This is a genomic window from Sulfitobacter sp. NFXS29 (genome assembly GCF_040148765.1).
Lineage (GTDB): Bacteria > Pseudomonadota > Alphaproteobacteria > Rhodobacterales > Rhodobacteraceae > Sulfitobacter.
Genome location: NZ_JAGDED010000009.1, coordinates 163,947 through 188,059, shown reverse-complemented (window position 1 = coordinate 188,059; position 24,113 = coordinate 163,947). Strand labels below are relative to the sequence as shown.

At 63.5% G+C, this 24,113-nt stretch carries 24 protein-coding genes; 9 read left to right on the top strand and 15 right to left on the bottom strand.

Annotated elements, in window-relative coordinates:
* Nucleotides 1-225: 225 nt before the first annotated feature.
* On the top strand, nt 226-1,452 hold the full coding sequence (locus J3456_RS14955; RefSeq protein ID WP_349580924.1) for a glutathionylspermidine synthase family protein: 1,227 nt from the start codon (nt 226-228) through the stop codon (nt 1,450-1,452).
* Between the two features lie 39 nt (nt 1,453-1,491).
* Nucleotides 1,492-2,070 carry a DUF1190 domain-containing protein gene (locus J3456_RS14950; RefSeq protein ID WP_067941094.1) on the top strand — a complete coding sequence of 193 codons (579 nt, stop codon included), beginning with the start codon at nt 1,492-1,494 and terminating at the stop codon, nt 2,068-2,070.
* Between the two features lie 23 nt (nt 2,071-2,093).
* On the opposite strand, the gene J3456_RS14945 is transcribed toward J3456_RS14950, so the two are convergent.
* Genes J3456_RS14945 through J3456_RS14935 form a run of 3 tightly spaced genes read right to left on the bottom strand, consistent with a single transcriptional unit; the run spans nt 2,094 to nt 4,036 of the window.
* The gene (locus J3456_RS14945; protein WP_067627520.1) at nt 2,094-2,252 is read right to left on the bottom strand and encodes a peptidase M23; all 159 of its coding nucleotides are present in this window, start codon (nt 2,250-2,252) and stop codon (nt 2,094-2,096) included.
* A 38-nt stretch (nt 2,253-2,290) separates the two neighbouring features.
* Nucleotides 2,291-3,118 (bottom strand): 3-oxoadipate:acetyl-CoA acetyltransferase, encoded by an 828-nt coding sequence (locus J3456_RS14940; protein ID WP_349580923.1) that lies wholly within the window; start codon nt 3,116-3,118, stop codon nt 2,291-2,293.
* A gap of 27 nt (nt 3,119-3,145) precedes the next feature.
* A complete protein-coding gene (locus J3456_RS14935) occupies nt 3,146-4,036 on the bottom strand; it encodes a 3-hydroxyacyl-CoA dehydrogenase NAD-binding domain-containing protein (RefSeq protein WP_349580922.1) in 891 nt (296 codons plus the stop codon).
* A gap of 58 nt (nt 4,037-4,094) precedes the next feature.
* Here J3456_RS14935 and J3456_RS14930 point away from each other — a divergent pair, with 58 nt between their 5' ends.
* Nucleotides 4,095-4,820 carry an SDR family NAD(P)-dependent oxidoreductase gene (locus tag J3456_RS14930; protein WP_349580920.1) on the top strand — a complete coding sequence of 242 codons (726 nt, stop codon included), beginning with the start codon at nt 4,095-4,097 and terminating at the stop codon, nt 4,818-4,820.
* Here the strand turns inward: J3456_RS14930 and J3456_RS14925 are convergent, their stop codons facing one another.
* The 4 genes from J3456_RS14925 to J3456_RS14910 all read right to left on the bottom strand — a co-directional run bounded on the left by J3456_RS14925 (nt 4,821) and on the right by J3456_RS14910 (nt 9,873).
* Entirely contained in the window at nt 4,821-5,729 is a 909-nt protein-coding gene (locus J3456_RS14925) for a LysR family transcriptional regulator (protein WP_349580919.1), read from the bottom strand.
* Nucleotides 5,730-5,807: 78 nt separating this feature from the next.
* The gene (gene larC, locus J3456_RS14920) at nt 5,808-6,989 is read right to left on the bottom strand and encodes a nickel pincer cofactor biosynthesis protein LarC (RefSeq protein WP_349580918.1); all 1,182 of its coding nucleotides are present in this window, start codon (nt 6,987-6,989) and stop codon (nt 5,808-5,810) included.
* Entirely contained in the window at nt 6,989-8,302 is a 1,314-nt protein-coding gene (locus J3456_RS14915) for a nickel pincer cofactor-dependent isomerase, group 22 (protein ID WP_349580917.1), read from the bottom strand. Before J3456_RS14915 ends, larC begins: the two co-directional genes overlap by 1 nt.
* A gap of 23 nt (nt 8,303-8,325) precedes the next feature.
* Nucleotides 8,326-9,873, bottom strand: coding sequence for a UxaA family hydrolase (locus J3456_RS14910; RefSeq protein ID WP_349580916.1), 1,548 nt, complete (start codon nt 9,871-9,873; stop codon nt 8,326-8,328).
* Between the two features lie 89 nt (nt 9,874-9,962).
* Between J3456_RS14910 and J3456_RS14905 the strand changes: the two genes are divergently transcribed.
* Nucleotides 9,963-10,739: a GntR family transcriptional regulator gene (locus tag J3456_RS14905; protein ID WP_349580915.1), complete on the top strand. Its 777-nt coding sequence runs from the start codon at nt 9,963-9,965 to the stop codon at nt 10,737-10,739.
* Between the two features lies 1 nt (nt 10,740).
* Here J3456_RS14905 and J3456_RS14900 read toward each other — a convergent pair whose 3' ends face one another.
* The 3 genes from J3456_RS14900 to araD are packed head-to-tail and all read right to left on the bottom strand — an operon-like array spanning nt 10,741 to nt 14,113.
* Nucleotides 10,741-11,451, bottom strand: a complete 711-nt coding sequence (locus J3456_RS14900) for a ribonuclease activity regulator RraA (protein WP_349580914.1) — start codon at nt 11,449-11,451, stop codon at nt 10,741-10,743.
* Nucleotides 11,448-12,359 (bottom strand): dihydrodipicolinate synthase family protein, encoded by a 912-nt coding sequence (locus J3456_RS14895; protein WP_349580913.1) that lies wholly within the window; start codon nt 12,357-12,359, stop codon nt 11,448-11,450. Before J3456_RS14895 ends, J3456_RS14900 begins: the two co-directional genes overlap by 4 nt.
* A gap of 11 nt (nt 12,360-12,370) precedes the next feature.
* Nucleotides 12,371-14,113: an L-arabinonate dehydratase gene (gene araD / locus J3456_RS14890; RefSeq protein ID WP_349580912.1), complete on the bottom strand. Its 1,743-nt coding sequence runs from the start codon at nt 14,111-14,113 to the stop codon at nt 12,371-12,373.
* 117 nt (nt 14,114-14,230) lie between these two features.
* Between araD and J3456_RS14885 the strand changes: the two genes are divergently transcribed.
* The 3 genes from J3456_RS14885 to J3456_RS14875 are packed head-to-tail and all read left to right on the top strand — an operon-like array spanning nt 14,231 to nt 17,534.
* A complete protein-coding gene (locus tag J3456_RS14885; protein ID WP_349580911.1) occupies nt 14,231-15,031 on the top strand; it encodes an HpcH/HpaI aldolase family protein in 801 nt (266 codons plus the stop codon).
* A 2-nt stretch (nt 15,032-15,033) separates the two neighbouring features.
* The gene (locus J3456_RS14880; RefSeq protein ID WP_349580910.1) at nt 15,034-16,575 is read left to right on the top strand and encodes an aldehyde dehydrogenase (NADP(+)); all 1,542 of its coding nucleotides are present in this window, start codon (nt 15,034-15,036) and stop codon (nt 16,573-16,575) included.
* Nucleotides 16,572-17,534: a 2-hydroxyacid dehydrogenase gene (locus J3456_RS14875; protein WP_349580909.1), complete on the top strand. Its 963-nt coding sequence runs from the start codon at nt 16,572-16,574 to the stop codon at nt 17,532-17,534. Before J3456_RS14880 ends, J3456_RS14875 begins: the two co-directional genes overlap by 4 nt.
* Nucleotides 17,535-17,573: 39 nt before the next feature.
* Here the strand turns inward: J3456_RS14875 and J3456_RS14870 are convergent, their stop codons facing one another.
* Genes J3456_RS14870 through J3456_RS14850 form a run of 5 tightly spaced genes read right to left on the bottom strand, consistent with a single transcriptional unit; the run spans nt 17,574 to nt 20,861 of the window.
* Nucleotides 17,574-17,888, bottom strand: coding sequence for an NIPSNAP family protein (locus tag J3456_RS14870; protein ID WP_349580908.1), 315 nt, complete (start codon nt 17,886-17,888; stop codon nt 17,574-17,576).
* Between the two features lie 27 nt (nt 17,889-17,915).
* Nucleotides 17,916-18,632, bottom strand: a complete 717-nt coding sequence (locus tag J3456_RS14865; RefSeq protein ID WP_349580907.1) for a FadR/GntR family transcriptional regulator — start codon at nt 18,630-18,632, stop codon at nt 17,916-17,918.
* 3 nt (nt 18,633-18,635) lie between these two features.
* Nucleotides 18,636-19,337: a nickel pincer cofactor biosynthesis protein LarB gene (gene larB, locus J3456_RS14860; protein ID WP_349580906.1), complete on the bottom strand. Its 702-nt coding sequence runs from the start codon at nt 19,335-19,337 to the stop codon at nt 18,636-18,638.
* Nucleotides 19,324-20,109, bottom strand: coding sequence for an ATP-dependent sacrificial sulfur transferase LarE (gene larE, locus J3456_RS14855; protein WP_349580905.1), 786 nt, complete (start codon nt 20,107-20,109; stop codon nt 19,324-19,326). Before larE ends, larB begins: the two co-directional genes overlap by 14 nt.
* Complete coding sequence (locus tag J3456_RS14850) at nt 20,106-20,861, bottom strand: FadR/GntR family transcriptional regulator (protein ID WP_349580904.1); 756 nt, start codon at nt 20,859-20,861, stop codon at nt 20,106-20,108. The genes larE and J3456_RS14850 overlap by 4 nt, the downstream gene beginning before the upstream one ends.
* 254 nt (nt 20,862-21,115) lie before the next feature.
* Between J3456_RS14850 and J3456_RS14845 the strand changes: the two genes are divergently transcribed.
* Together J3456_RS14845 and J3456_RS14840 are read left to right on the top strand one after the other, a co-directional pair.
* On the top strand, nt 21,116-22,075 hold the full coding sequence (locus J3456_RS14845; RefSeq protein WP_349580903.1) for a TAXI family TRAP transporter solute-binding subunit: 960 nt from the start codon (nt 21,116-21,118) through the stop codon (nt 22,073-22,075).
* A gap of 132 nt (nt 22,076-22,207) precedes the next feature.
* Nucleotides 22,208-24,082, top strand: a complete 1,875-nt coding sequence (locus tag J3456_RS14840) for a TRAP transporter permease (protein WP_259950477.1) — start codon at nt 22,208-22,210, stop codon at nt 24,080-24,082.
* Nucleotides 24,083-24,113 lie beyond the last annotated feature (31 nt).

Genomic DNA, 24,113 nt, shown 5'->3' with positions numbered 1-24,113 from the left:
TCACTGACCCCCGCAAGGCTTTTCAGCCCTCCGATATTTAGGTCTCCGGGCTGCTAAGCCTTGCTCACGCCAGCACCTGTGGTGACACTTCTGCTTTGCGCAACCGGTGACATTTCTGAATGGTGTTTACAGCGTCTGCCGATAGCCGCGTTAAACCGTCCGCCCTCTGGCCGCTTGGGCCAAAGCCGATTAGAAGCGGAGGCGAAACCCCGGGGGAGCGAACCGTTGCAAAAGACCACATTGCCCGAAAGGCCCGATTGGCGCGCCCATGCCAAAGAGGTCGGCTTTACCTTTGCCGATATGCATGGTGAGCCCTACTGGGACGAAACCTCGGCCTATGCGCTGTCGCTTGAGCAGATCGAGAACGACATCGAAGACCCCTCGACCGAGCTGCACGCCATGTGCCGCGAGGCCGTGGCAGAGATCATTGCCAGCGAAGAATTGATGGCGCAGCTTGCCATTCCAGAAGCGCATCGCGACCTCGTGGCCGAAAGCTGGCGGCGGGGCGACCCTGAGATCTACGGGCGTTTCGATCTGGCCTATGACGGCGCGCGCCCGGCCAAGCTGCTGGAGTATAACGCCGACACGCCAACTTCGCTTTACGAAAGCGCGGCCTTTCAATGGCAGTGGCTTGAGGATCAGTTGAAGGCGGGCGTTTTGCCCGACGGCACGGATCAGTTCAACGGCATCCATGAGGCATTGGTCGCCCGATTTGCCGAGGTTTTTGAACCCGATAGCGACCTGCATTTCACCGCCGTGGCGGACAATCCCGAAGATTACGGCACTGTCGAAGCCATGGGCTGGGCCGCGCGCGAAGCGGGGCTTGGCGCGCATTACTGCGACCTCGACAAGATCGCGCTCAGCGAGGACGGTCAGTTCCTCGACGATCAGGATCGCCGCATTGCGGTGCTGTTCAAACTCTACCCTTGGGAAGACCTGCTGCGCGATGACTACGCGGCGCATATCGACGGGTCGGGCTGCCTGTTTCTGGAACCTGCGTGGAAAGCGCTCTTGTCCAACAAAGGGCTCTTGCCCGTCCTGTGGCGGATGTTCGAAGGCCATCCCAATCTGCTGCCCGCGTTTTTTGAGGCGGATGTGGCAGATGCGCTCGCCGGGCGCGGCCCCGCCGCTCCCGCCTGCGCCGAGGCCTTTGACCGTGCCGCCGCGGATCTGGCAGCAGCGCATGTGCGCAAGCCGATCCTCTCGCGGGAGGGGGCGTCGGTCTCGATCCACCAATCTGGCAAGGTGATCGAACAGTCGAAAAACCTAGACTACGCCCAGCATCCGCGCATCGTTCAAGCCTATGCCCCCCTGCCTGAATTTGACGGCTTCCGCCCCGTGATCGGGTCTTGGATCGTCGGTGAGACCTGCGCTGGCATCGGGATCCGCGAGGACCGCTCGCGCATCACGCAGGATTTGTCCCGCTTCAAACCGCACTATATTCTCGCGTAACGCTATGCCCCGCCGCCCCTTGGCAGAAAGACGACCATCATGACCAAACGCTCGAAACGGGTTTCCATCGCCATCGTCGGTGCCGCCGCCTTTACCCTCGCCGGATGTGAGGAGGAAAAGGTCGACGCCGCCGCCTTTCCCGACCTGCAGAGCTGTCTGGCGGATGCCTCAAGCGGCGGGATGTACACCCAGCAACAATGCGAAACCGCCTTTGACGCGGCCCAGACCCTCCATGTTGAATCCGCACCGCGCTATGACAGCCTAGAGGTCTGCGAAGAACAGCATGGCGCAGACGCCTGCGGCTCGGAACAGACGGCAACCCAAAGTGGATCGGGCGGGATTTTCATGCCCCTGCTGGCAGGCTACCTGATCGGCAATATGATGAGCAATCGCGCAGGGATGGCGGCGGCACAGCCGCTGTATAAAACGAAGGATGGCCGCTTTACCAACGCGGCACGCTCCAGCACCTATTCGACCAATCGCGGCGCGGCCAAGCTCGGCACGTCGCAATTCACCCGGCCCAGCACCACCATCGGCAAAACCCCGATGACCCGCGCCACTGCCGCATCGCGCGGCGGTTTTGGCCGTTCGGGTGGATCGCGTGGTTTTGGTGGCTGACGGGCACTAGGGCAGCCCCGCGCCTACCTGCGGCGCATCACCGCCGCCGCAAGGATCGCAACCGCCAGCGCCAGCACCGCCACAGCCCAAAAGGGATCGTGGCCATGGGGATGCACATGCGCGCCCTCATGCGCCGCCAATGGGCCCGCGAAAGTGGTGAGGGCAAATGTCAGTCTCTTCATCTTAATCTCCTTAATCTATTGCACTGGCCCTTGTGGCCTCAACCCAGCCCCAAAATCTCACGCGCCTGCTGCGGCGTGGCGACAGGGCGACCCGCCTCGGCGCAAATCTCTGCCGCGCGGGTGACGAGGGCCGCATTGGAGGGCGCAAGGGTCTGTTTGTCCATCCGAATATTATCCTCCAGCCCGGTGCGCAGATGCCCCCCTGCTGCGGCGCACCATGCGTTAAGTTCGGCCTGATGCCGCCCGATCCCGGCCGCACACCACGGGATGTCGCCGAAAAGCCGTTTGACCGTTTGGATATAGAAATCAAAGACCTCTCGATCCGCAGGCATGGCGTTTTTTACCCCCATGACGAACTGAATATAGGGCCGCGCCGGGATCTTGCCTGCCTCGGCCATGGCCTTGGCCTGTAGGATGTGGCTTAGATCGAAGACCTCAATCTCGGGCAGCACGCTGTAGGTCATCATCTCTTCCGCCAGCCAGTCGACAAGCTCGGGCGGGTTTTCATAGACGCGGTTGGGAAAGTTGTTTGACCCTACGGAAAGCGAGGCCATGTCGGGCCGCAGCGGCAGCATCCCGCCCCGGTTTCGCCCCGCGCCCGAGCGCCCTCCGGTTGAGAATTGCACGATCATGCCGGGGCAATGCTGCCGTAGCCCCTCTTGCAGCCGCGCGAAACGGTCGGGGTCTGCCGTGGGGGTGCCATCGGCGGTGCGGACATGGGCATGGCAGATCGTCGCCCCGGCCTCGAACGCGGCTTGGGTGCTTTCGATCTGTTCGGTGATGTCGATCGGCACCGCCGGGTTGTCGGCCTTGGTGGGAAGCGATCCGGTGATGGCCACGCAGATGATGGCTGGATTATCGGTCATGGGTGTCCTCGGCTGTCTGAAAATCGGTTAATCGGCGCTGTCGCGGGCAAGGGCGATGACACGGCGCAGCGCCTGCTCCGCGGCCTCCGCATCCTCGCCCTCGGGCCAGTCGTAAAACCCCTTGCCGCTGCGTTTGCCAAGATGCCCCTGCCCTACGAGGTTGGCGAGGGTCGGCGACGGGTCGTGCCGGTCACACAGATCGGGATAGAGGTATTCGGCAATGCTCAGATGGGTGCCCAGCCCGTTTAAATCGCGCTGCCGGAACGGGCCGGAAAGCGCCATGCGGACACCGACGGACCATTGTACGATCTCGTCGATCTCCGCCGGGCTGGCGACACCTTGATCCACCAGATGCAGGCACTCGCGCATAATGGCATGTTGAATGCGATTGGCCACGAAACCGGGCGGGGCGTGGTCCAGACGCACGGGCCGCCGCTCCAACCCGCGCAGCAGGGTCATGACCTCTGCACAGAGCCCTTCGGGCGCATCCTTGGCCACGACCACTTCGACGGCAGGGATCACATCGCCGGGGTTGAAGAAATGCGTGATCACGGCGCGCTCTGGCCGGGCCATGTCCGCCGACATTTCTTCGAGTGTCAGGCCAGAGGTGTTCGACAAGATCGGTGCCCCCTCTGGCACCGCCCCCTCCAAGGCGGCCAGTACCTTCCGCTTCAGCGCAAGGTTCTCCGGCACGCATTCCAGCGCGACATCCGCCTGCCCTGCGTCCTCCAACGCGGCAGTGGCGCTTGACCCCGGCACCGTCGCTAGAAACCCTTCGCGCGCGGCTTCGGTCGGGTCGACCGCCTGTACCGTCCAGCCATGCTGGCCAAAGAGCCTGCCGATGGATTGCCCCATCGTGCCAGCCCCCACGATGATGATGCGTTTGGCCATGCTATCCCCCTCCCGGATATCAGTCATTTACTTATCACTAGATGATGGTGATAAGTAAACAGCGAATAGAGAAAAGGAGGCCCCCGTGCCCCAAAACCCCTCCCTGCGCCATGCGGTCGTCACTGGCGGCGCGCGCAACATCGGCCTTGGTATTGCCCGCAGGCTGAGAGAGGACGGCTGGCGGGTCTTCGTGCTCGATATCGCAGAACCGGAGGACCCTGCCCTGCGCGCGGATGCACAGCAGGTCGATCTGTCAGACCCCGAGGCAACCACCGCCGCCTTGCAAAACATCCTCAAAGAGGGGCCGGTCACCTGTCTGGTCAATAACGTCGGCATCGTGAAACCCGCGCCCTTCGACGCGGTAGAGCTTGATGACTTCGACCGCATCATGCACCTGAACCTCCGCCCCAGTGTCGTGGCGGCGAAACTGCTGGTGCCGGGCATGCGCGCGGCAGGGGGAGGGCGGATTGTGATGAACACCAGCCGCGTGACAAAGGGCAAGATCGACCGGACGCTCTATTCCGCCAGCAAGGGCGCGATCCAGTCGATGGCGCGCACATGGGCGCTGGAACTGGCGCGCGACGGGATCACCGTGAACTGCGTTGCCCCCGGCCCCATCGCCACGACCGCCTTTTGGGAGAACAACCCCGAAGATGCGCCAGGAACCCGCGCCATCGTCGATGCGGTGCCGATGGGCCGCATGGGCACGCCTGAGGATGTCGCGCAGGCGGTGGCCTTTTTCGCCGATGCCCGCAGCGGCTTTATCACTGGGCAAACGGTCTTTGTTTGTGGGGGTACGGCGGTCGGGTAATCAGCCCTCGGCCTCCAATGCGTCAAGCAGCCTGCGCAGGACCGGATTGCTTGGGTCGCGCAGATAGGCCAGCCCGATCCGGCTTTGAACCTTTGCATCGCGGATCGGCAGAAAGACCACGCCCGCATCCTTCATCCGCGCGGCAGAGGCGGGGACAAAGGCCACGCCCAGACCCGCCGAGACGAAATTTACAATCGCAGTAAACTGCGGCGCACGGTGCGCCACGCGGGGCGCGAAACCAGCATCGGCACAGAGTTGATAGGCGCAGGCCGCGAAACCCATATCAGGGCCGAGATGGCTGAAAATGAAACTCTCCTCGCGCAGCGTTGCCATGGAAACCGAAGGCACCCCGGCAAGACGGTGGTCGGGTGGGACGGCCAGCAAAATATCCTCGGTATGGACGGTGCGCGTGACCAAAGTCTCAGGCACGCCCGAGAGCGGCAGGCGCACGAACCCCGCATCGAGCCTGCCCGCCACGATCTCGGCGATTTGCAGGTCCATGTCCAACTCGCGCAGGATCAGGTCCACATCCGCAGCGCCCGCGCGCAACTCTCGCAAAAGCCGCCCCAGAATGCCCGCGTAAGAGGCCGAGCCGACATAGGCCAGTTCAATCCGCCCGCGCTGGCCGATCCGAGCGGCCTCGGCCACCGCCTCGACCCGCTGCGCTTGTTGCAACAGCGCGCGGGCTTCGGGCAACAGCGCCTTGCCGAAGTCGGTCAGCATCACCCGGCGGCGATTGCGGTCAAACAACAGCGCGCCGCCAAAAACGGTCTCAAGGTGTTTCAACTGTTGCGTCAGTGCGGGCTGCGCCACGCCAAGGTTGGCCGCCGCTTGGCCAAAATGCAGCGTTTCGGCGATGGCGACAAAGACCTCATATTGGCGCAGCGTTGCGCTGAGTTGCTTTTCCATGCGGTCCTCTGAACTGGTATCAGAGGATTTTCACACGCGGCCCGGTGATAAGCAAGTTAGATCACCGGGAGGCGGCACCTAGACTTCGGCGGCGCGGGCGCGTTTGCGGCGGTCGTGCAGGGTCTCGGCATCGGCCAAATCATCGCTTTCGACCTTGGTGGTTTCCTGCCCACTTGGCCGCTGCGCACGCTTGCGGCGAAGCGGTCCGCTGTCATCACTCTCCCGCGGGAGGATCAAACGCTCCACCCCTGTCCGGCGCAGGCCGAGCGTTGAGGTCAGATCAAAGACCCGCGCCGCGATCCGGTCGGCAGCCTGCGGCTGCACCAACACCTCAAGGCGCGTCACCGGGCGGGATTTCTTGCCCTGCCCGTTCAGCATCAGCAAATCGACCACGCCGTCCATCGCCCGCAGGCGGTCCACCGCCGCGCCGAGTTCTTCGCCCGTCATGTCGTCGATATCACAGGCGAATTGCACCAGACTGTCTTGGGCGATACCGCCCGAGGCGGTGTCAAAAACGCTGACCCGCAGGATATTCGGCAGGCCCTTCATCACCCGCATACCCGCGCCCGACCCGGTACAGCGCAGCCGCCCCGGTGGGCGGCTGCCGGTGGGGCTGCCGCCAGTGACATGCGCAAGGATCGCAGCACCCGTGGGGGTGACCCTTTCACCCGCAACGCCATCGTCATGCCAGTCGTAGCCCTGCAAGATCAGAGTGGTTGCCGGCGCGGGAACGGGCAGTTTGCCATGGGCCGTTTCCACCAGCCCGCCGCCGAGGGGCAGTGGGGCGAGCGAGACGGTCGCCCCCGACAGCGCGGCGCAGATGCTGCCCGCGGCGGTCACGTCCATCAGCGCGTCCCAATCCGCGATCTCGTGAAAATGCACCCGGTCGATGGGGATGTCGTGCACCTGCGCTTCGGCCTCGGCAATCCGGTGGAGGATCGCGCAGGCGGCCTGAGCCGTGCCCTCGGACAGCGGCGCGTTTTCCAAAAGTTCGCGCATCGCGCGGTAGGTCGTCTCGGCCCCGTGGCGCCTGGCTGCATCGGGTGCGGCCAGCACCAATTCGAACCGCCGCGCGGTGATGCCCGAAGCCACATGTTCGCTCAGTTCCGCTTGGCCCACCTCGGCAGGTAATACGGCGGCCACATCGGCCCGCACACGCTCGGCCAGATCGGGGAAAGCATGCAGCATCGCCGCGATGAACATATCACCCGCCGCCCCGCCTACGGGGTCGAGGTGCAGATGAAGCCCTTGCCCCAGCATCAATGCCCCTCCGGCCAAGGGTTGCGCAACAGGCCTGCGTCAAACTGCATCTCTTGCAGTTCGCCGACCACCTCCAACCCCGGGCGGTCGCGCAGCTCTGGCAGCATCGCCTCGGAGGCATAAAGATACTCAAGCTTCAGCGTATTCGGGATGCGCAGCAGCCGGACCTTGGTGATATCCTCGGCCCCGCAGGTCTTGACCGCTGTCTGGATCGCCGTGCGGTCGCAGGGCATGACCATGGGGATCTTCGATTGTTTCAACACCTGCGATGTGATGGCATTGGCGTAAACCGCCTCTCGGTCGAAATCCTGCTCCAACCGCTGCGTGATCACATCGGCCCGCGCCGCGCCATTGCCGTTGCCGTTGCTGCGCGGCGAGAGGCCAAGCGCCACCAGTCGCGAGATATGCAGATGGACCTGCATCTTCTCGCTGGAGAACCGGTGGGTGATATTCGGATCCATCCCGGTGCCGGAAAATTCTTTGCCGATCTCATCCACCACCAGCACATCCAGATCGCCCGAAGCCGACGGTGCGTCCAGCGGCCCCAGCGGCAGGCGGGGCATGTTGCGCATCGCCTCTTGCAGATAGGGTGCTTCGGCCTCCAACATCCCGTCACTGTCGAGGGCGACCACCTGCGAAAGCTCGTCGTAGGCGTTCTCAATCGTGCCGATGCCGAACAGCACCTTGCAACGCTCCAGCTTCATCCGGGCCATTTTGGCGACGAAGATGCCGACGTTATCGATGCCCCGCGAATGGCAGGTCTCGGCCCCCGATTGCTTGCCCAACCCGATCGAGAGCATCTTGGCCAGCCCGCTTTCATTCGGAGCCCGGAAAGACGTATGCGGTTTGATGCGATTGAAAAGGATGATCCCATCGGCGGCATTGGCATGGCGGTCCATCCGCACCGACATGCCGTTGTCCAGCACGCCGATCTCGTCAGTCTCCATCGACGAGCGGATCTCGCAACCAAGGCTTTCTTCGGTCACGCCCAGTTTCGCCAGCAGCGCGGTCTGCCCCTCTGCCGTCGCGCCGCCGTGACTGCCCATGGCGGGCACGACAAAGGGATGCGCCCCGCGCGCGCGGACCTCGGCCACGATGGCAGCCAGCAGTTCCGGCAAGTTTGCCAGCCCGCGGCTGCCTGCGGTGATCGCGATGGACATGCCCGGCTTGATCTTACCTGCGCAACCGGCCTGCATCGCATCGGCCACGGCGGTGCGCGGGTCGTCGATGCGGGTCGCGGCAAAGGTCTGACGGCAAAGCGCCATGCGCGGCAGCGGCGTATCCTCGACCAGTTTCACATAGTTCGGTTTCATCTGCGCTCTCCCGTCTGACATCTTTACCCCGTGACCCCGATCGGCCAAGGCGCGAATTCCTCTTCGCCCACGCCGAGCGCTTCGGATTTGCTCTGCTCCCCCGACGCTATGGCGAGGATGCGTTCAAAGATCGCTTGGCCCAGTTCCTCTAGGCTCAATTCGCCGTCAATCACGCTGCCGCAGTTGATGTCCATGTCGTCCTGCATCTTGGTGAACAGCGGCGTGTTGGAGGCCAGTTTGATCGTTGGCGAGGGATAGGAGCCAAAGCAAGACCCGCGCCCGGTGGTGAAACAAATCAGGTTCGCCCCCCCCGCAATCTGCCCGGTGGCAGAGACCGGGTCGAAGCCGGGCGTGTCCATAAAGACCAGCCCCTTCTGGGTCACGGGTTCGGCATAACGATAGACTTCCATCAACCCAGTGCTGCCGCTTTTCTTGGCCCCGCCGAGGGATTTTTCCAACACATTCGCTAGACCGCCCGCCTGATTTCCGGGGCTGACGACGCCGTTGATCTGCGTGTCGCGGCCCTTGGTATGCTCCAGCCACCAGTCCATGCGTTCGACCAGTTTGCGGCCCACCTCTTCGCTACGGGCACGGCGGGTCAACAGGTGTTCGACGCCGAAAATCTCCGGCGTTTCCGACAGGATGGCCGTGCCGCCGTGGCGCACCAGAATATCCGCCGCCACCCCAAGGCCGGGGTTGGCCGACAGACCCGAGAGCCCGTCCGACCCGCCGCATTGCATGCCGATGGTGATGTGTTCCGCCGAACAGGGTTCGCGCCGCACGGCATTGGCCTGATCCAACATCTCGCGCACGGCGTCCTTGCCATCGGCAATCGCGCGGGCCGTGCCACCGACATGCTGCATGGTAATCGTGCGCAGCATCTTGCCCTCGGCCAGTCCTTCCTCCTCAAAGAACTGAGCCAAATTGTTGCGCTCGCAGCCCAGTGACAGGACCACGGCCCCGGCAAGGTTGGGGTGGCGGATATAGCCCGAGAGCGTCCGGCGCAGCAGGTCCATCGGCTCGCCTGTCAGCTCCATCCCGCAGCCGGATTCGTGGATGAAAGGGATCACACCATCGACGTTCTCCCACGCCTCCATCCGCTCCTCGTCGAAGTAGTTGGCGATCTTGCGCGCCACGGTGGCGGAGCAATTCACGGTCACGAAAAGCCCGATGTAGTTCCGGGTGCCAACGCGGCCATTCGCGCGGCGGATGCCCATGAACTGCGCGCGGTCTGAAGGCGGCAGCAGGTCGGTTGGGGTATAATCGCGGGCAAAGGCATAGTCTTTGTAGACCGCGTCGAACTTGATGTTGTGGCTGTGCAGCCAGTCCCCCGCGGCGATATCCTCTGCCGCATAGCCGATCACCGTGTCGAATTTCAGGATCGGCGCGCCCTGCTGGATCGGGCGCATCGCGATCTTGTGCCCTTGGGGCGTATCGTGGTTGGCACGCAGCCCGTCTTGCGGCAATACCGCCCCTTGGGGCACCGCCGAGGTCGCCACGACCACGTTATCCGTCGGCGACAGCAGCATCACCCTTGCGCGTCTGTCCTCTTGCATGGTCTGGCTGTCCATCAGATGCTCCCCCCAGGGTGTCGAAAAAACCGCTTCGGTAAGATGTTATTAACTGATATATTAGATTGAATAGCTATGGAAGAGCCCACATGACCTCATCGAACAAACCATCAGCACAGAGCGCGCAGGCCCTCGCCAAAAGCATTTTGGGCGGCGGGGCTGATTTGGGTCTATTCGAGGGTGGGCCAACGGGGCGCGGGGTCTATGCCACGCTTCGCGATCAAATTGTCCGGCTTGACCTGCCGCCCGGCACCCCGCTTTTGCGTGCCGAATTAGCCGAGACTCATGGGGTTAGCCTGACCCCCTTGCGCGATGCGCTGCAGCAGCTCGCCAAGGAGGGGCTGGTCAAGATCTACCCGCAATCACGCACTTTGGTGACGCCAATCGACATGTCGGCCATCCGCGAAGCGCAGTTCATGCGCATCGCGCTCGAGACCGAAGTTGTGCGCCGCTTGGCGGCCGAGATCGCGCCCGAAGCCCTGACCCGTCTGCGCAGCATCGTCGCCCTGCAAAGCAGCATCTCGGACCAGCCCGGCGATGTGCCGACCTTTCAAGAGCTGGACGAGGTGTTTCACCAGACCCTCTTTGTGGCAGCGGGCCATGTGCAAAGCCAGCGCATCATGCGCAGCCATGCGGGCCATCTGGAACGTCTGCGCCGCCTGCATCTGGACGACATCGACGAGGCGGGGCGTATTCTGAACAACAAGGACGTGATCGGGGGCCACAGCCGCATTCTCGACGGCATCGAAGCGGGCGATGCCCCTGCCGCGATGGAGGCGCTGCGCCAGCACCTGCAACGCACGGTCGACCGGATGACCGAGAAACGGGCGGCTTTCCCGGAGTATTTCACCCCGGAAAAGCCCTGACTCAGCGGTTGTTGGCCTTGCGCCATTCCGCGAATTTATCGAGGTTTTCCTGCTTGGTGCCCGGATAAAGCCCGATGATCCCCGCGCCGCCTTTGACCTCTTCGACGACGAAATCCTCATAGGCGGTCATCTCGACGGCCTCATCCGCCACCTCTTCGGCGATATCTGCCGGGATGATGATCACGCAGTCGTCGTCGCCCACCACGATATCGCCGGGAAAGACTGGGGCATCGCCGCAGCCGACGGGGCAGTTGATCTCAATCGCCTCATGCAGGGTCAGGTTCGTGGGGCTTGAGGGCCGGGCGTGGTAGGCGGGCATCTCGAGCGCGCCAATGGTCGCCGCATCGCGCAGCCCACCATCTGTCACCACGCCCGCCGCACCGCGCATCATCAGCCGGGTGATCAGAATGTCACCGGCACTGGCCGCCCGCGCATCCTTACGGCTGTCCATCACCAGCACATGACCCTCGGGGCAGGTCTCAATCGCGACGCGCTGCGGGTGCTCGGGATTGCGAAATTCGACCAGCTGATTGCGGTCTTCGCGGGCGGGCATATAACGCAGTGTGAACGCCGGACCGACCATATTGCACCCCTTTGCCGCCACCGGGCCGACCCCCTGCACCACCTGATTGCGCAGCCCGCGTTTATACAGCGCCGTGGCCAGCGTCGCGACTGAGACCGCCTTGAGTTTCTCGCGTAGTTCGGGGGTCATGCCCTCTCTCCCTTTAGTCCGTTGTCTGTTGTGAATTGGTCCAGCACCGCCTGCTGACGCTCTGTCAGGGGCCAAGCGGAGGGCGGGCGCGTGGCGCCGCAGTCCTGTCCGATGGCCATCAGCGCTGCTTTGACGCCGGTGACATTGGTGCCGTTCTGCTCTTCGGCGCGGATGTCTTCAAAGGCACGCATCCCTGCGATCAAGCGGTTCGCCTCTGCGTAGTCACCCACATCAAGCGCCGCGTGAATGGCGACCGACCGCTCCGGCCAGACGTTGATCAGGCCCGAGGTAAACCCCCGCGCCCCCACCGCATAAAGCGGCGGCGCCCAAACCTCGGCCAGCCCGCCAACCCAGACGATATCATCCGGCGCTGCCTCAATCGCGCGGGCAAGGTTCAAGGGGTTCGGCGTGGCCCATTTGACCCCCTTCACCCCCTCGATTTCGCACAACCGCGCGATGCCCTCAGGCCCCATCGCATCATTGCGCAGGTACAGCATCACCGGCAGTCCGCCCGAAGCATTCCGCACCGCGCGCACATAGTCGACCGTGCCACGGGGAGAGACGAAGGGATCAGGCGGTTGGTGGATCATCAGCGCATCCGCGCCCGCCTCGGCGCTCGCCTTGGCCAGCGCACAAGCATCGCGAATGCCGCGCCCGACGCCTGCCAGTAGCGGCGCGCGCCCGTCGACCATCTGCGCCACCTCACGCACCATGGTGCAGGCCTCATCATTGGTCAGCGCGTAATATTCGCCGGTGTTGCCGTTCACGACCGGGATATGCACCCCGGCGGCGAGCGCGCGGTCGATAATCGGGGCCAGCTTGCGCGGCGCAATCTCTCCAGCATCGTCATAGGGTGTGACAAGGATGCCCGAGATGCCGGTGAGCGCTTTTGATAGATCATGTGTCATGGACATACCCCTCAGAAAATATCCGGCTCGCCCGCCGCTTGCCCGAAGGCCGCAGTGAGGTAGTCAAAGTCACAGCCCTGATCGGCCTGCCCCACATGGCGCTGGAACATATAGCCCCAGCCCCGCTCGAACCGCGGCTCCGGCGCTTGCCACGCGGCGCGGCGGGCGGCGAGTTCGTCCTCATCCACCAGCATGTCGAGGGTCCGCGCCTCAAGATCCATGCGCACGATGTCGCCCGTTTTCAGCAGCGCCAGTGGCCCACCGACGAAAGATTCAGGCGCGACATGCAGGATGCAAGCGCCGTAAGACGTGCCCGACATCCGCGCATCCGAGATCCGCAGCATGTCGCGGTGGCCCTGTTTTAACAGCGCTTTCGGCATCGGCAACATACCCCATTCCGGCATCCCCGGCCCGCCCTGCGGCCCCGCGTTGCGCAGCACCAGCACATGGTCCGGCGTCACGTCGAGGTTCTCGTCGTCAATCGCGGCCTTCATCTCAGGGTAGCTGTCAAAGACCAGTGCCGGGCCTTCGTGGCGGTGGAACTTCGGATTGCACGCCGCCGGTTTGATAACCGCGCCATTGGGGCAAAGGTTGCCCTTGAGCACGGCAAGCGAGCCTTCCTTATAGACCGGGTTCGACAGGGGCCGGATCACGTCGTCATTATAGACAGGCGCGCCCGCGATCCCTTCTTCCAAGGGTTTGCCGGTGCAGGTAATCGCCGACCGGTCCAGCTTATCCCCCAGTTGATCCATCAGCGCCCGCAGGCCGCCTGCGAAATAGAAATCTTCCATCAGGTACTCGCTGCTGCCGAGGGGACGAATGTTGGCGATGAGCGGTGTGGTGCGGCCCAGAGCATCCAGATCGTTCAGCTCCAGCGCCACGCCTGCGCGGCGTGCCATCGCAAGCAGGTGCACCACCGCATTGGTCGAACAGCCCGTCGCCATCGCCACCGTCGCCGCGTTTTGCACAGCTGCCGGGGTGATAATTTTGTCAGGCGTCAGGTCCTCCCAAACCATATCGACGATGCGCCGCCCGCAAGAGGCGCTCATCCGTTTGTGCCCCGCGTCCGCGGCGGGGATCGAGGTCGCCCCCGGCAGCGTCAGGCCCATCGCCTCCGCAATCGCGGTCATGGTCGAAGCCGTGCCCATGGTCATGCAATGCCCATAAGACCGCGCGATGCCGCCTTCCACGCCGACCCATTCCTCGGCCGAGATCGTGCCCGCGCGGCGCTCATCCCAGAACTTCCATGCGTCCGAGCCGGAGCCGAGCGCCCTGCCTGCGTAATTCCCGCGCAGCATCGGGCCTGCGGGCAAGAAGATGAACGGCACGCCTGCGCTGATCGCGCCCATGGTCAGACCGGGGGTGGACTTGTCACAGCCGCCCATCAGCACCACACCGTCAAGCGGATGCGAGCGGATCGTCTCTTCGGTCTCCATCGCGATCATGTTGCGGTAGAGCATCGAGGTCGGCTTGGTGAAACTCTCGTCGATTGAGATCGTCGGGATCTCCAATCCCAGCCCCCCGGCCTGCGCGATTCCCTTTTTCACGTCCTCCGCGCGGTCGCGGAAATGGAGGTGGCAGGGGTTCATCTCGGACCAAGTGTTCAGGATGCCAATCACCGGGCGGCCCTCCCAATCCTCGGGGCCCAGACCCATCTGCATCATGCGCGACCGATGCCCAAAGCTGCGCAGATCGTCGGGGGCAAACCAGCGCGCGCTACGCAGCTGATCGGCGTTTTTTTTGGTCTCGGTCATGGAATCCTCGCGAGCTAAAACATCATCGCAAAACGGGTGGAAATCACATCTTGCTCGAACTGATATATTACCGTATCACCCCAATTGTCGATACCATTTGAAGGGCGCGTCGCAAAAATGTCGGGAAAAACACTCAAGCAATCGCTTCGCCAGGGCAGCCGCCTGTCGGGGTTCTGGCTCTCGCTCTGCTCTCCTACTGTGACGGAAATCGCCGCGGGCAGCGGGATCGATTGGCTCTTGCTCGACATGGAGCACGCGCCGAATGACCTGAGCCAGATCACCGATCACCTGCGCGCCGCAGGCAGTGCCAATCCCGATGCGCAGATGGTGGTACGGATGCCCTCATCCGACCAGACGATAACAAAACGGCTCCTGGATATCGGCGTGCGCAATCTGATGTTCCCGATGATCCAAAACGCAGAAGATGCCCGCCGCGCCGTGTCATGGACCCGCTACCCCCCCGAAGGGCTGCGCGGCATCTCGGCCACGATCCGCGCCAATAATTATGCGCGGCAGACGGATTACCTGACCACATATACCGACGCTCAATGCGTCATCGTACAGGTCGAAACCCCCGAAGCGGTTGACCAGATCCCCGCCATTGCCGCCGTGCCCGGCGTGGATGCGATCTTTATCGGGCCGGGCGATTTGTCCTCGGCGATGGGCCATACCGGCAACCCGATGCACCCCGATGTCCAAGACAAGATCCGCGACGCGGTGGATGCCATTCACGCCGCCGGGCTGCCTGCGGGCATCCTTGGCTACGGCGCCGATCTGGCGCGCCGCTACTTTGACAGCGGTATCGAATTCGTCGCCATCGCGGGCGACGCTTGGCTGCTCACGCGGCAGATGGATGCGCTGGTGCAAACCATGGCGCAGCCCTCCCCCACTTTGACACAGCAAACCGACAAGGATTGATCATGAGCGCTGACAGCAAAACATTTCACCCCCACGGCAAGCACTTGATCGCAGGCGAATGGGTCGGCGGCGGAGAAACCTTCGCCAATTCCCCCGCCACCGGCGACAGCGACCAATTCCAAAGCGGCACCCCCGCCCACGTGAACCAAGCCTGCGAAGCCGCCGAAGACGCCTTTTGGTCCTACGCCCATTCCAGCCGCGAGAGCCGCGCGGATTTCCTCGACGCCATCGCAGATGAGATGGAGGCCCGCGCCGAGATCATCACCGAAGTCGGCGCGCGCGAATCCGGCCTCCCCACTGCCCGCCTTCAAGGTGAGCGCGGACGCACCATGGGGCAGCTTCGCCTCTTTGCCGATCACATCCGCAAAGGCGCCCATCTGGACCGTCGCGTTGACGGCGCCCTGCCCGAGCGCCAGCCGATTCCCCGCCCCGACATCCGCATGATCCAGCGCCCCATTGGCCCGGTCGCGGTTTTTGGCGCGTCGAACTTCCCGCTGGCGTTTTCCACTGCAGGCGGTGACACCGCAGCGGCGCTGGCGGCGGGCTGCCCGGTCGTCGTCAAAGGCCATTCCGCCCACCCCGGCACAGGTGAAATTGTCGCCGAAGCGATCCACGCCGCGATCCAGAAATGCGGCATTCATCCCGGCGTCTTTTCCCTCATCCATGCCAACAGCCGTGAGGTGGGTCAGACGCTGGTGCAGCATCCGCTGATCAAAGCCGTGGGCTTTACCGGCTCCCTCGGCGGGGGCCGCGCGCTGTTTGACCTCTGCGCGCAACGCCCCGAGCCGATCCCGTTCTTTGGCGAGTTGGGCTCGGTCAATCCGATGTTCGTTCTGGCCGAGGCCACTCGAAACCGCGGCGCGGAAATCGGCGCAGGCTGGGCCGGGTCGCTGACCATGGGCGCGGGGCAGTTCTGCACCAATCCCGGCATCGCGGTCGTGGCCAAGGGCGCGGAGGGCGACGCCTTTGTCGCCGCCGCGAAAGAGGCGCTGGAGCAGGTCGGCCCGCAGGTCATGCTGACCGACGGCATCGCCAAAGCCTACCGCGATGGCAAGGAACGTTTCACCGGGCGCAACGCAGTCCGCGCGCTGGTGAGCACTGACAGCGAGGGGCGCAGCGCCCAGCCGAACCTCTTTGAAACTGACGCCGAGACCTACCTGCAGGATCACGCTCTTGGGGAAGAGGTCTTTGGCCCCTTGGGACTGGTGCTGCGGGTCTCGTCGGGCGACGAGATGCAAGAGCTTGCCAAGGGTTTTGAGGGCCAATTGACCGCGACGCTCCAGATGGACGACGGTGATACCGAAGCCGCCAAGGCGCTGATGCCCATCCTTGAGCGCAAGGCGGGCCGGGTGCTGGTGAACGGCTTCCCCACCGGGGTGGAGGTTTGTGACGCCATGGTGCACGGCGGCCCCTACCCGGCCTCCACCAACTTCGGCGCGACGTCCGTGGGCACGATGGCGATCCGCCGCTTCCTGCGTCCGGTTTCCTACCAGAACCTGCCTGAGGCGCTGCTGCCTGAAGACCTGCGCGGGGCATCGGCATGAGCGGCGCGCTGATCGGCCCCGTCGCCGTGCTCGACGCGATGCCGGAGGATATGCAGAACAAAGTGCGCGGCTATGCCGAAGGGCTCGACCTGCGCTTTGCGGCGTCCTATTCCGAAGAAGATTTTGCCAAGACGGTGAAGGGGGCGGCCTATATCGTTCCCCGCGGACGCGGCCTTCCGGCCTCGGTGCTGCGCGGAGCCGATAGTGTGCGTCTCGTGCATCAATGGGGCACCGGGTATGACAAGATCCCGGTGGATGTGGCCAAGGAAATGGGCGTGACCGTGGCGCGCAGCCCCGGCGTTAACGCCCCCACCATTGCGGATCTCACCATTGGCATGATGATCGCCGCCCTGCGCCGCATACCGCTGCACTATAACAACACCCGCGCGGGCAAGTGGATCGTGCCAGAGATCGTCCCCGGCGCGCGGGACCTCAGCAGCCAAAAGGTCGGGCTGATCGGCTTTGGCGCCATCGGTCAGCTTGTCGCGAAACGGTTGACGGGCTTTGACTGTGAGGTGCTCTACTACCGCCGCTCAGGGGAGGCCGAGGGCACCAGCGCGCGCTATGCCGAGCGGGACGAGATCCTTGAGACCTGCGATATCGTCAGCCTGCACATGCCGCTGACCGATGCGTCACACCACACCATCGGCGCGGCGGAACTGGCGCGGATGAAATCTGACGCCCTGCTGGTCAACACCGGGCGCGGCGGGCTGATCGATGAGGCAGCACTGATCGACACGCTCACCCACACACGCATCGCGGGAGCGGCCTTGGATGTCTTCACCGAAGAGCCTGTCGAGCCGGACAACCCACTTCTGCGCCTCGATAACGTCCTGCCCCTGCCCCATATCGGCGGCCACAGCGAGGATAACCTCAGACGCATGGTCGGCCATTGGGCCAGAAACATCCGCGCTTTTCACGAAGGGCGCGGGATCGATGAAAGCTGCCTTGTGACCTGAACAACGCCCCGGTCTGACCTGTCAGGCCGGGGCCGCCGCTTAACCTTCGAGCTGGACGGGCATCAGGATTTTATTGGTTTGGCGGACCAGATATCCCGCCTCGGCGCTTTTCTTGAGGTAAGTCTGCCACTCAGGGTCCGCCGCCATCTGCGCGCGGCGCGCCGCCCGGTCGGCGGCATCCTGATAGGCCCAGATATGCACGAAGGAGTTCACATCCCCCGTCTCGACCTGCGCATAGATCACTGGCGTGCCGAGGATGCGTTTCTGCGCGGGAAAGCCGAACTCCGCATAGAGGGCGAGGTGTTTCTTGATCGTGCCGGGGCGGCAGAAATAGGTGCGGTGGTCGTAGATCATAAAGGGGCCTTTCGGGGGGGGGTGGCTTCACGCGATACCGGCGTGGTCGGTGATCCGTGCCCGCGCCTGCAACAGGTGATAGGCCATCGACACGCCCGCGGCTTCGCTGTCGCCCGCGCGGATCGCTTCGAGGATTTGACGGTGCTCATTGATCACCACGTCGACCCGCGCTTGAGAGCCTTGGCGGGTCAATTTTTGCGCCACGTCGATCCCCTGTTCGATCGACTCGCGCGCGCAGTCGAGCATCTGGAGAAAGACTTCATTGCCCGAGGCCGCCGCGATGGCGCGGTGGAATTGGTAATCGGCATCGAAGGACGGGTCGCGCGCCTGCATCGACGCCTCGAGCGTCTGCAGCGCGGCCTCGATCCGGGCGACATCCTTGGGGCTGGCCCGTTGGGCGGCCATATGCGCGGTGGCTTTTTCAATCGTGATCCGCGCCTCCATCGCGCGCATCAGCCCGGCAACTGACCCCGCCGTGGCGTATTCGATCAGCTTTTCCGAAGGCCGCCGCCGCACGAAGGTGCCCACGCCGCGCCGCGCCTCGACGAGCCCATCCTCCTGCAACTTGCGCAGCGCCTCGCGCACCACGGGGCGGGACACACCGAATGCCGTGGCGATCTGGTTTTCCGAAGGCAGCTTTTCGCCCTGCACCAGTTTGTTTGACACGATCTGCTCCAGCACCTGCCCGTAAAGCTGGTCTGCCAGTGTCTGGCGTTTCTTGATCTTCAGTTTCGGTGCTGTCACCGGCTACCCTCCCGCCGCGGCGCGGCGCATCATATTGGCCAGCCGCAAGGCCGAAGTCGCAGCCCCATAGCCGTTGTCGATGTTCACCACCGTGACCCCCGGCGCACAGCTGGCAAGTATCGAATCGAGCGCGACCCTCCCGCCGCGGGCCACACCATAGCCCACGGAGGTCGGCACACCAATCACCACCCCCGGCACCAGTCCGGCCACGACCGACGGCAGGGCCGCGTCCATCCCGGCGAAAACAATTACCACATCCATTTCGCGCAACAGGTCTTCCCGCGCGAGTAGACGCCACAGCCCGGCCACGCCCACATCCGACACTTCGGTCGCGTCCATGCCGCCATAGGCCAGCGTGCGCCGCGCTTCGGCCATGGGCGCGTAATCAGAGGTGCCCGCGCTGACGAGGGCGATGCGCGGGGCGCTGGCCAAAGGCCCGATCTCTCCTAAAATGGCGGTGCGCGAGGCGGTGCAGTAATCGACCAATTGGGCCAATTCCGCAGGCAGGGCGACGAACTGCTCTGCCGTCAGCCGGGTCAGCAACAGCCTGCGGCCCTCCGCCGCCGCGTCGCCGATGATCACGGCGATCTGTGGCACCGACTTATGCTCGCAAAGCACGGCCTCTTCGATGCCGATGCGCCCGCCGCGGCCCCGGTCAAAGGTCACGTCTGGATGCCCGTCAGGGCCTTTCTCATTGATGGACAAATGCACTTCCTCTTGAATAGGCCCGCAGATCGACTGCGCGCCCGTCATCCGTGGCCCGCCGGATCTGCGTCAAAATCGCCGCGCGCTTTTGGGCGGAAAGACCTTCATAGAGAGGCGGATCAAGCTCCACCACCCAGCCCCCGCGCAAGCGCCGGCAGCGCAGGGTGATATTGCCCAACTCCGCGCGCAGTAACGTCTCGACCCGATCGATCACCGCCAAGTCCGCAGGCTCCACCCGCAGGCCGGTCTCGATCCGGCTGGCCAAACAGGGGGCCGCGGGCAGTTCGGCCAGTTCCCCCAGCCCAAGCGCCCGCGCCAAGGCGCGCACATCGGCCTTTGTCATCTGCGCATCGACGAACGGGTGCAGCACGCCATGCTCCGCCGCGGCCTGCAAACCGGGGCGGTAGTCTGACAGATCGTCGGTATTGGTGCCTGCCGCCACCAACGGCCCCATCCGCGCCAATGTGCCATAGAGATTCGATTTGCAAAAATAGCAGCGGTTCACCGGGTTGGCGCGGTAGGACGGATCGGCGAATTCGCCCGCATCCACCAGTTTCAGTGGCAGGCCCCAAGCGGCTGCAAAGTCTTTCACCCGCGCCGTCGCCGCCGAAGGGACCGCGGCCGAAACCGCGTGGCAAAGCGTAACCCCCTCCGCCCCCCGCACCTTGGCCGCAGCGGCAGAGAGGGTGAGGCTATCGATCCCCCCGCTAAGCGCGATGGTCAACGATGCGGGCCGCGCGAGGGCGGCGTGGAGCGCGGCAGGAACCGTCACTCGCCCAATCCATCCTCTGTCTTGAGCTGCGCCAAGAGACGCCCGCTCGACATTTGCAGGTGGTCGCGCATCCGCTGGCGGGCGCTTTCGGCGTCCCCTTGGGCGATGGAGGCCGCAATGTCATAGTGCTCCTGAATGGCGTCCCGGCTTTCGCCGCCGCGTTTCAATGCTTGCAAACGCCCGGCCAGCATCGTCTCGCGCAGGCTGGCGACGAGGTAGTTGAATAGGCTGAGATAATAGCTGTTGCCGGTCGCCTCACAAACCGCGCGGTGAAAGGCGAGGTCGGCGCTGACCCCACTCGCAACCGCGGGGCCGCCGATTTTGTTGCTTTGGTCATAGGCGGCGGCGGCGCGCTGGATCTCCGCGCAGGCTTCGGGCGTTGCACGGGCGGCGGCGATGGCGGCGGCTTCGATCTCAAGCCCCATGCGCAACTCTAGGATCTGCTCAAGCTTGCGCTGGCTTTCCATATCACGCTCAGGGATCGCGAAGCCCTGCCGGGGCCGATCACTGGCCACAAATGCCCCACGGCCTTGGCGGCTGGAAAGCATGCCTTCCGCCTTGAGCCGCGAGACAGCCTCCCGGATCACCGTGCGGCTGACATCGAAATCGCTAGCCAATGTGGTCTCCGACGGCAGCACATCGCCCACGCCCCAGATGCCGTTCACGACATTATGGCGCAGGACTTCCGTCACTTGATCGCTGAGCGTCGCACCATCGACGAGGGGCGCAGTCGCCTGAAGATTTCCAGTCATGATAACAACATCCTTTCGCCGATTGGAGCACCTGTATGACAAGCTGTCAATAATCAGTAACTAGGGCCATTCGCTGCATTACAACCAGAATACAACATTACAAGTAAGAGGGAATCCCCGTAAATTTGTATTTTTAATTGACAGGCTGACGATTCCCCCGCAGTCTGCGGACCTACGGCAAGAGGATGTCAGGGGGGAGCCCGGAACCCATCCAGTTACTGCCGATACACAGTTAAAACTCGGGAGGAGTTTCTATGTCACCAATGTTGAAATCACTGCGCCGCACAGCCGCGGCCACCATCCTTTTCACCGTCGCAGGCGTCGCCGCACATGCGCAGAGCTTTGTCATGGCCACCGGCCAGCAGGGCGGGTCGTGGTATCCCGTGGGCGGCGCGATCAAGGCGATTGTTGAGCGTGAGAACCCCGATATGGACATCACCGTCACGCCGGGCGCGGGCGTGTCCAACGTGGTCGGCGTGGACGCGGGCCGCTTTGGCATCGCATTCGCCAACTCGATCTCAACCGTGGACAGCCTGTCGGGCAAAGAGCCATTCCGCAAGGCGACCACCAATGTCTGCAACCTTGGCATTCTCTATCCGCAGTATTTCCAGATCGTCGCGCTTGAGGATTCCGGCATCAAGACCATCGCCGACATGAAGGGCAAACGCCTGACCACGCAACAGCTTGGCAACACTGGCGAATTCCTGACGCGCGAGCTTTTGTCGACCGCTGACATGACGTTCGATGATCTCGATAGCGTCGCCAACACCTCCTATTCCGACTCTGCCTCGCAGATGAAAGACGGTCAGGCTGATTTCTTCACCCTTGGCTCATCGCTGCCGACAGGTTCGGTCATGGATCTGGCGTCCTCGCGCAAAATCCGTCTGGTCGACGTGGACGAAGAGACCTTTGCCTATTTCAAAGACAAGAACGCCGCCTTCCAGCGTCGCGAAGTCAAAGCGGGCGCCTATCCCGGTTTCGATGAGACCGTGCATGCGATCAGCTACGACACCCATATGGTCGCGCCCTGCGACTATGACGGTGAGATCATCAAATCGGTGCTCGGCGCGATTGCCGACAACAACGACAGCTTTGCCGCGATCAGCAAATCCATGGCCAACCTGACGGTTGAGGAAATGGCCACCGACATCGGCGTGCCCTTCCACCCCGCCGCGAAAGAGTTCTACGCCGAGCGTGGCGTCTCGGGGATGTAATTCCCCTCTGACGAGAAACGGGTCGGCCGGGGCCATGCGCTCCGCCCGACCTACACCCCTAAAGGCCCTGCCCCGCGCATCCCGCGCGATGCCGCATAAGGGCCGCCTTCCACTCTAGACGCGAGAACCCCCATGCAACTGTCGATCTTTCTGGACAAGATGCCCCTGATTACCCGTATAGCAAGGCTGATCCTGATCGGCATGGCTGCTTGGCATCTCTATGTCGCCTTCGTCGGCCCGCCCAACCCCTATATCATGCGCGGCGTTCACGTCGCTTTGGCGCTTTTGCTGATCTTCCTGACCGTCAACCGCAAGGGGCTGCGCAATGATGTGCCGCGCTGGTATGACGTGGTGCTCGGGCTGATCGCCTCGGGCGCGGCGCTCTATCCCTCATTCAACCTTAATTACATCACGCAGCGGTTTCTCTACGTCGATCCGCTGATGCCGATGGATATCGTGGTGGGGATCACGCTTGTGGTTCTGCTGTTGGAAGCCACGCGCCGGATGCTCGGGCCGATGCTGCCGATTACCGCCCTGCTGTTTCTCGGCTACGGTCTGGCTTTCACCTCGACCCTGCCTTCGGTGATCCTTGAGCAGTTGTTCATGACACCCGAAGGCATCTTCGGCATCCCGATCGCGGTCTCGGCGACCTATATGGTGCTCTTCATCCTCTTTGGCTCGTTGGTTGAGCGGATGGGCGTCGGCCAGCTTTTTATGGATTTCGCGGTGGCGCTTACGGGGCGTCAGGTCGGCGGCCCGGCCAAGGTGGCCTGTGTGACCTCCGGCCTCTTCGGCTCGGTCTCTGGCTCTGCCGTGGCCAATGTGATGACGACCGGCACCTTCTCTATTCCGCTGATGAAACGCATGGGATTCAAACCCGCCTTCGCGGGCGCGGTTGAGGCCGTGGCGTCGACGGGCGGACAGATCATGCCCCCCGTGATGGGGGCTGCGGCCTTTGTCATGGCGGAATACCTTGGCGTAGGCTACCTGACGGTCGCGAAATATGCGCTCGCCCCCGCGGTTCTGTTCTATGTCGCGCTCTTCGCCGCGGTCCATTTTGAGGCCAAGCGCAAGGGCATCGGCTCGGTCCCGAAAGAGGATCAAGTGCCGCTGAAAATCGTGCTGCTTGAACGCGGCCACCTGTTCTTGCCGTTGGCGATTATCGTGGGCGTGCTGATGATGGGTTACTCGGCCCCCTATGCAGCACTTTGCGGTATCATCTCGGTCGTGCCGGTCGCGGCGCTGCGCAAGACGACACGGCATTACGTCACCATCGACAACATCCTCGAAGCGCTTGAAGGCGGCGCGCGCAACGTGCTGGCGATTGCCGCGGCCTGTGCCTGTGCGGGCATCGTCGTCGGCGTGATCGACATTACCGGCCTTGGCCTGACCTTCTCGAACTTCGTGATCGAAGCGGCCCAAGACACGCTGGTCATCGCGCTGTTCCTGTCGATGATCGCGGGCATCATCCTTGGTATGGGGATGCCGACAACACCTGCCTATATCGTGCAGGTCGCCTTGCTGGTTCCGGCGCTGGTGAAACTGGGCGTACAGGTCGAAGCGGCGCATCTCTTTGTGTTCTACTTCGCTATCCTGTCTGCCATCACCCCCCCCGTCGCCATGGCGGTCTATGCGGCCAACACCCTGTCGCACGCCAAGATCGTCGAGGCGAGTTGGGCTGCGGTGAAACTCGGTGCCACCGGCTTTATTGTGCCCTTCATGTTCGTTTATGAACCGGCGATCCTGATGCAGGGTTCGGTCACCCAGATCACGTTGGTCCTGTTGCAGGCCACCATTGGCGTCATCCTGCTGGCCGCCGCCTTGCAGCGCTACTACTTCGGCAGACTGTCCAATGTGCTGTCGGTGGTGCTGTTCGGGGCGTCGCTGCTGCTGATCTACCCCGATCTGCGGCTCACCGCCTCGGGGTTGGTCATCGCGGGCGTTATCCTGGCCTTCCAAAAGGCCAGGAACCCCAACCCGAAAAGCCAAGCGGCCACACATACTTAGATCTTAGAACGAACGAAACGGAGCCTTCTCC

Excerpts from the sequence above, each read along its gene's own strand:
- J3456_RS14950 (WP_067941094.1), top strand. The coding sequence starts at position 1,492 with ATGACCAAACGCTCGAAACGGGTTTCCATCGCCATCGTCGGTGCCGCC.
- J3456_RS14945 (WP_067627520.1), bottom strand. The coding sequence starts at position 2,252 with ATGAAGAGACTGACATTTGCCCTCACCACTTTCGCGGGCCCATTGGCG.
- J3456_RS14940 (WP_349580923.1), bottom strand. The coding sequence starts at position 3,118 with ATGACCGATAATCCAGCCATCATCTGCGTGGCCATCACCGGATCGCTT.
- J3456_RS14935 (WP_349580922.1), bottom strand. The coding sequence starts at position 4,036 with ATGACTGATATCCGGGAGGGGGATAGCATGGCCAAACGCATCATCATC.
- J3456_RS14925 (WP_349580919.1), bottom strand. The coding sequence starts at position 5,729 with ATGGAAAAGCAACTCAGCGCAACGCTGCGCCAATATGAGGTCTTTGTC.
- larC (WP_349580918.1), bottom strand. The coding sequence starts at position 6,989 with ATGCTGGGGCAAGGGCTTCATCTGCACCTCGACCCCGTAGGCGGGGCG.
- J3456_RS14915 (WP_349580917.1), bottom strand. The coding sequence starts at position 8,302 with ATGAAACCGAACTATGTGAAACTGGTCGAGGATACGCCGCTGCCGCGC.
- J3456_RS14910 (WP_349580916.1), bottom strand. The coding sequence starts at position 9,873 with ATGGACAGCCAGACCATGCAAGAGGACAGACGCGCAAGGGTGATGCTG.
- J3456_RS14905 (WP_349580915.1), top strand. The coding sequence starts at position 9,963 with ATGACCTCATCGAACAAACCATCAGCACAGAGCGCGCAGGCCCTCGCC.
- J3456_RS14900 (WP_349580914.1), bottom strand. The coding sequence starts at position 11,451 with ATGACCCCCGAACTACGCGAGAAACTCAAGGCGGTCTCAGTCGCGACG.
- J3456_RS14895 (WP_349580913.1), bottom strand. The coding sequence starts at position 12,359 with ATGACACATGATCTATCAAAAGCGCTCACCGGCATCTCGGGCATCCTT.
- araD (WP_349580912.1), bottom strand. The coding sequence starts at position 14,113 with ATGACCGAGACCAAAAAAAACGCCGATCAGCTGCGTAGCGCGCGCTGG.
- J3456_RS14885 (WP_349580911.1), top strand. The coding sequence starts at position 14,231 with ATGTCGGGAAAAACACTCAAGCAATCGCTTCGCCAGGGCAGCCGCCTG.
- J3456_RS14880 (WP_349580910.1), top strand. The coding sequence starts at position 15,034 with ATGAGCGCTGACAGCAAAACATTTCACCCCCACGGCAAGCACTTGATC.
- J3456_RS14875 (WP_349580909.1), top strand. The coding sequence starts at position 16,572 with ATGAGCGGCGCGCTGATCGGCCCCGTCGCCGTGCTCGACGCGATGCCG.
- J3456_RS14870 (WP_349580908.1), bottom strand. The coding sequence starts at position 17,888 with ATGATCTACGACCACCGCACCTATTTCTGCCGCCCCGGCACGATCAAG.
- J3456_RS14850 (WP_349580904.1), bottom strand. The coding sequence starts at position 20,861 with ATGACTGGAAATCTTCAGGCGACTGCGCCCCTCGTCGATGGTGCGACG.
- J3456_RS14845 (WP_349580903.1), top strand. The coding sequence starts at position 21,116 with ATGTCACCAATGTTGAAATCACTGCGCCGCACAGCCGCGGCCACCATC.
- J3456_RS14840 (WP_259950477.1), top strand. The coding sequence starts at position 22,208 with ATGCAACTGTCGATCTTTCTGGACAAGATGCCCCTGATTACCCGTATA.